Consider the following 6,176-nt stretch of genomic DNA (forward strand, 5'->3'; position numbering starts at 1 on the left):
GGTCAAAATGGCTGAACTGCTGGTTGAACAGGTTCGCCCCGGGCTGAACGTGCGCGGGGTCTTCGCACTGAAGTCAAAAAAGCTCCTTCCCTACCGGGAGGCCCCGGGTCATTTTTTGGCGGTGACGCTTGCCGACAGGACCGGCGAAGTGGAGGGGCGGCTTTGGGAAGGGGCCGAGGATGCCGGAGCCCGGCTGAAAGTGGGGGATATCGTTGCCGTAGAAGCCCAGGCTGTGGCATACAACGGGGCGGTGCAGCTGCGCATCGATTCCATCGTTAAAGAGAATGGTCAAATTGACCCGGCAAGGTTCATCCCTTCCGCTGAAAGGTTGGAGGAAGCCAAAGTAAAGCTCCAACAGTTGATTGATTCATTAACCAATACATACTTAAAAGCACTGCTCTCCCTTCTTTTTTCTAATCCGGATTTTTATCAAGCCTTCTGCCTGGCCCCCGCCGCGGCTCAGTACCACCACGCCATGTTGGGCGGGCTGTTGGTCCACAGCGTCGGCGTGGCTGCCGCCGCGGACGGTATCGCCAGAGATTACCCGCAGGTTGACCGGGACCTGCTGGTGACCGGGGCGCTCCTGCACGATATCGGCAAGGTGTATGAATACCGCTGCCGCGGCGCCATAGAGCAGACCGACGAAGGGCGGCTTTTAGGGCACATCGTTTCCGGAGCACTGCTCCTGGACCGCGCCATCGCCAGGGTGCCGGACTTTCCGGAAGACCTGCGCTTAAAGCTCTTGCACATGATCATCAGCCACCACGGGCGCTATGAGTGGCAGTCGCCCAAGCGGCCCAAGTTTTTGGAAGCGGCTCTCCTGCACCAGCTCGACCTGCTGGACGCTCAAGCGGACATGTTTTCCCGCGCCGCCGCCGGCAGGGAGGATAAAAACTCTCCCTGGACGGGCTGGGTGAAGGGGCTGGACCGGTGCGTTTACTGCCGGTGAGGCAGGGTTAAACAGGTACTTTTTAGTACGGTGAGGCAATACCCCGGAGATGGCTGGAAATGCTGGCGCGGTTTGAAGAAATCCTGGCCCTGGGAGAAAAGTTCGCCTCCCTGCTAACCAGAAACAGCCTTCATTAACTCTTTTTTGCCGCCTTACCGGGCCGATCTTAATTTAAAACATTAGCAAAAAAAGTAATTCCCCCCGGCAGGAAAATTGTAGCATTCCAACGAAATTACGTAAAGAAATGAACCAGCTAACCTTCTTTTGCTTACGGGATTTTTGCAGCAGATGAAAAAAATATCCGCCGGGAGTGTCCGTCGTGCCGGGTAGAGCAAAAAAAGACGCCACGCGGGGCCTGCGGCTGAACATGATCATCGACTGGCTCAACAAAAAGACCCCTTACGGTGGCGTTACCGTCAAGGAACTGGCCGAAAAGTTTGAAGTGAGCGAGCGCCAAATTTACCGGGACTTAAGCGCCATCGAAAACTACCTGCGCGTTCCCCTGGTCCGCCAGGAGACCGGCAAAACCGTGCGCGTGGGCATAAAGGCCGGCTACATGCCCGGTTTAAGCCCCCAGACCGCGACGGTCATTTTTTTGAGCCTGCTCCAGCAAAAAGGCTCCGTCCTCTCCGGCCACCTCAACGAAATCAAAGACGCCCTCGTTTCCACCCTCTTCAAATACCACTACGACCCCAAAGAACTGGCGGTAGAAAAGCTCCAGAAACGCATCCACATCGTGGAAGAGACCCTGGCCGAACCGGAGAAGGTGGGCGGCCTCTTTAACGCGCTCGTGCAGGCCATCAAGGACTCCCACCGGGTCAAAATCTGGTACTACACCACCCACAGCGGGGAAGAGACCGAACGGGTGGTGGAGCCCTACGGCCTGATCTGCAAGCACCAGAACTGGTACCTGGTCGGCCGCTGCCTGAAAAGAAACGACATCCGGGTCTTTAGGATTGACCAAATCAAAGACATTTTTCCCTATACCACCGAACGCTTTGAATACCCCGGGGATTTCTCCCTCTCCGGCTACATGGCTTCGAGCTGGGGCGTGATCAACGACGGAAAAGTTTGCCGGGTTTTGCTTAAAATTAACAAACGGGTGGCTCACCGGGTGAAAAACGTATTCTATCACCCTTCCCAGAAAATCGAAGAAGAATTGCCCGACGGTTCCGCCCTGGTTTCCTTCGAGGTCTGCGGCATCGCCGAGATGGTGGGCTGGCTCTTCCAGTGGGGAGATATGGTGGAGGTACTAGAGCCCCGGTGGCTGCGGGAGGAGATGCGCGCGATGGCAGAGAGGGTCGCCCAGGTTTATCAAACAATACGTAACGGCAATCTTTAGATAACTTGTGAGGTTGAGCTGCAGCATTAGCTGTGGCTTATCTTTTAGTTCGGCAATAACACCTGCCCTTACTTAATTCCCTCCCCTGATGGGCGTTTTTGGCGGAAGCAGGGGTTACAGTTTGATCACGGTGCGACGAGCCGGTCGGTTACCCAAACACGCCTGTACCGCCTTTAAAACCCTTTTCCTGAAGTGCGGTGTATGCGAGAACCTGAAAGTTTTTTGACTTTGTGACGGTCTGCTGTCAGTGAGGATAGTGTAATATAAAATCAAGGTTTCCAGTGAAAAGAAAACGGGAAGGAAAAGGGGTGCTAAAGTTGAATAGGTAAGGACGACGGCGAGGCCGAAGTACGGGCCAAGATGTTCAACGCCGAAATGCTCCTTCAAGGTTGCGCCCAGGTGATGACCGTCCCGCCCAAGGTGAAGTATGCAGATCTTTTCGCGAAGCTCCAGCGGGAGGTGCTGGAAGAGCAAAAGGGTCTGTGGGGGGCGGCGGCTGCCGCGGGCGGGGCGGCAAGTTCGACGGCGGCAGCTAAAGAGGTAGAGTCGAAGCCTAACACCGAAGCAAACTACATCGGCAATGCCCGGTCAAAGAAATTCCACCGGCCGGATTGTGAATGGGCGCAGAAGATAGCGCCGGAGAACAGGATGGAGTTCAGAACGCGAGCAGCAGCAATGAGCGAAGGGTATGAGCCGTGTAAAGTATGTAGACCTTGAAACTGTTTATCATGAGAGGAGGATTCCCTAATGAGCAAAATAGAAGCAAGAGAAATATTTGTTAAGGATTTATTCAGTGACAAGTTTCTGTTTCAAATACCGGTGTATCAGAGGCCGTTTAGCTGGGATAAAGATGATTTTGATAACTTGTTCGAAGATATAAGACAAAGTATGGAAAATGGCGAACAAAATTACTTTCTAGGAAGCATTATTTTGCGAACTGTTGAGAAAGAGGCTGATGGTAGCGGGTTATATGATCTTGTGGATGGTCAGCAGAGAATTACTTCTTTAATTATTCTTTTAGCTGTTATGAGAGACCTCTTAAATAATTTTGACCGTAATTATGCCGAACAAATTCAAAGTTTATTGTACCAAAAAGCAGCCCCACTACTTGGTAAAAAAGAATCATTTCGTCTCTTAGTCTGGGAGCGGGAACAGGATTTCTTTAAAGAGAATATCCTTCAGGAAGGCAAAACTCTTCATGACTTTAACCTTAAAACCTTAAAAGATGCAAAATATAAAATGGTTCTAGCTATTACAATATTTAAGCAGAAATTTATTAATGATAATGGGGAAATTAATAAAGACCTATTATTTAAAATGAGCTATTATGTTCTAAATAATTGCTTATTTGCGTACGTAAAAACAGGAGAGCTTACTTTGGCCTTCAGGCTTTTTACCGTTTTGAACACTCGGGGTCTTCCTTTGACTGCATCTGATTTATTAAAAAGTTATAACCTGGCAGCTGTTCCCGATGATAATCGTAAAAAATATGCTCAGATATGGGAGAACATAGAAGACGAGTTAGGCAAAGAAGAGTTAGAACGGTTAATAAGCTTCCTTCGTGATATTTTTATTAGAGAAAAAGCTAAAAGAACCATGTTCGAGGAGTTTGAGGAGAGGGTTTTCGCCAGCGGTGTTATTTCTAAAGGTGAAGCTTTTATTAAATATTTAAAAAATATGGCGGACATTTATAGAGAACGAGTTCAAAACGCACAGATAAGCTCGACTTCTAATGTTTACGTAAGGTATTACAACTTGATGTCGTTAATGAGGGATTTTATTCCATCTAAAGACTGGATGTCAGCTTTTCTTAGGTTCTGTGAAAAGTTTAATAATGAAAATAAAATAATGGAATTCCTTCAAAAAATAGAAAAGCGATATATTGTTGATTGGGTGTTAGGCTTTACGCCAACTCAACGCTTAACTATTATCTATAACATTATAAGGCTTATTAATGAATCTACATGTGAAGATGAAGTTATTAATAATTCACTATTTGACACAAGCGCAAGGGAAAAAGAATTTCTATCCGCTATTGATTCAGTCGACTTCTATGACAAAAACTATTCAAAATATGTCTTGCTTAGAATAGATCTCGATCTTTCGGAAAACCAGAATATAACAAAAGCATATAAGGGAACTATTACAATTGAACACATATTACCTAGAAATCCAAGTCATAATGAATGGTTAGATTTATTTGATAAGCAAGCACGCTCAGAATGGACTAACAAAATAGGAAATTTAGTCTTATTAAGCCGTAGAAAAAACTCTTCAGCCAACAATCGTCCTTTTCTTGAAAAAAAGAAAAGTTACTTTGGAGGAAGTATGACTGATTTCGAGTTGACTAAAGAAATTGATAAATATAATAAGTGGGATATACAGAGCATTCAAGATAGGCAAAGGGAAATGCTAAGAAGAGCTAAAAAGTTGTGGCTATAATTACCGATGAAATTCGCAAAGGAGCCCAAGCCATGATCAAAGTTACCGCAGCCATATTAATTAAAAATGGTCGGGTTCTGATTGCTAAACGCAAGGCAAATGATAAACTGGCAAATAAATGGGAGTTCCCGGGTGGCAAAATTGAGGCCGGTGAAAGCCCGGAAGAATGTTTGCGCCGGGAAATGCGGGAAGAATTCCAGGTTGAGATAGCGGTGAGGGAGTTCTTTGGAGAGAGCATATATCGTTATGATCATACTACTGTTCACCTGCTGGCTTACCTGGTCCATTTGGAAAAAGGGGAGCTTAAACCAACAAGCCACGCTGAATATCGCTGGGTAAGCGCAGACGAACTGGACAAATATGATTTTGCTCCTGCTGATAAACCGTTCGTAGAAAAAATACAAAGCAGCAGGGTGATAGAATGAGTTTCCAATCTGGACTACGGCCCGGGGATATTATTGATAATCAACGGTTGGTGGAAATCTTTCGCTGCAGCTCCCAGGGCGGCATGCGTAGATCTCACCAAACTAATACTTTAGTTATTGTCTCAGATCATACTCGTTCGATTTATGAAGATCGATGGGTTGGTAATACATTCCATTACACGGGCATGGGGCAACGGGGAGATCAAAGCCTTGAATTTATGCAAAACAAAACGCTGGCCGAATCCAACCAAAACGGTGTGGAAGTCCACCTATTTGAAGTTTTTGTCCCTGGGAAATATACCTATATGGGGAGGGTAGAATTGGCCGGGCAACCTTATCAGGAAATACAACCCGATGCTGATGGTAACCCGCGCCGGGTGTGGGTCTTCCCTCTCCGGTTAGTAGATACCTCGTTGCCGGTCCCTATACCAGAGGAGTTTGCAATCTTAAAACAAAAACAAAAGGAGAAACAGGCTAAAAGAATGGATGATGAAATTCTGTTGAAACGAATTAATTTTGCACCTCGAAGGGCATCAACAAGGCAAGTTTCGACAATCACTTATGAACAAAATCCTTATGTGGCCGAATATGCTCGGAGACGAGCCAAAGGAAAGTGTCAGCTATGTAAACAGCCAGCTCCTTTTAACGACCGGGATGGTCAGCCTTTTTTAGAAGTTCACCATATTGTATGGCTTTCTCGTGGGGGAGAGGATACCATTAACAATACAGTAGCCCTTTGTCCTAACTGTCACCGCAAGATGCATGTTTTAGATCTTGCTGCAGACCGGGAAAAGTTACAAAAAGAGTTGCAGTTAATTAATGGGAGGAATAGTTAATGACCGAAAATACCAGCCTGGATCTCAGTACCCTGGAGAATGGTTGTGTCAATCAAAAAGTTACCCACCACGGTAATCAAAAAGGGAACCACCCCTGGACATAAAAATCCTCTTGAACTAATACTGTCTTCTGCTAAATATAGTAATTTTTTTAAGGAGCGAATTCACCTCCCATGGTGATT

6 protein-coding genes are annotated in these 6,176 nt (G+C 46.6%); all 6 read left to right on the forward strand.

Annotated elements, in window-relative coordinates; genetic code table 11:
* Positions 1-7 precede the first annotated feature (7 nt).
* The 6 genes from BUA65_RS01935 to BUA65_RS01960 all read left to right on the forward strand — a co-directional run bounded on the left by BUA65_RS01935 (position 8) and on the right by BUA65_RS01960 (position 5,994).
* Positions 8-949 (forward strand): 3'-5' exoribonuclease YhaM family protein, encoded by a 942-nt coding sequence (locus tag BUA65_RS01935; RefSeq protein ID WP_072867075.1) that lies wholly within the window; start codon positions 8-10, stop codon positions 947-949.
* 319 nt (positions 950-1,268) lie between these two features.
* Positions 1,269-2,291, forward strand: coding sequence for a helix-turn-helix transcriptional regulator (locus tag BUA65_RS01940; protein ID WP_114281443.1), 1,023 nt, complete (start codon positions 1,269-1,271; stop codon positions 2,289-2,291).
* A gap of 360 nt (positions 2,292-2,651) precedes the next feature.
* Positions 2,652-3,008: an Ada metal-binding domain-containing protein gene (locus BUA65_RS17580; protein WP_084061974.1), complete on the forward strand. Its 357-nt coding sequence runs from the start codon at positions 2,652-2,654 to the stop codon at positions 3,006-3,008.
* 30 nt (positions 3,009-3,038) lie between these two features.
* Complete coding sequence (locus BUA65_RS01950; protein WP_072867076.1) at positions 3,039-4,733, forward strand: DUF262 domain-containing protein; 1,695 nt, start codon at positions 3,039-3,041, stop codon at positions 4,731-4,733.
* Positions 4,734-4,765: 32 nt separating this feature from the next.
* Positions 4,766-5,158, forward strand: a complete 393-nt coding sequence (mutT, locus tag BUA65_RS01955) for an 8-oxo-dGTP diphosphatase MutT (RefSeq protein ID WP_072867096.1) — start codon at positions 4,766-4,768, stop codon at positions 5,156-5,158.
* Complete coding sequence (locus tag BUA65_RS01960) at positions 5,155-5,994, forward strand: HNH endonuclease (protein ID WP_072867077.1); 840 nt, start codon at positions 5,155-5,157, stop codon at positions 5,992-5,994. Before mutT ends, BUA65_RS01960 begins: the two co-directional genes overlap by 4 nt.
* Positions 5,995-6,176: the final 182 nt, after the last annotated feature.

Origin of the sequence: Desulfofundulus thermosubterraneus DSM 16057 (assembly GCF_900142025.1) — a bacterium.
GTDB lineage: Bacteria > Bacillota > Desulfotomaculia > Desulfotomaculales > Desulfovirgulaceae > Desulfofundulus > Desulfofundulus thermosubterraneus.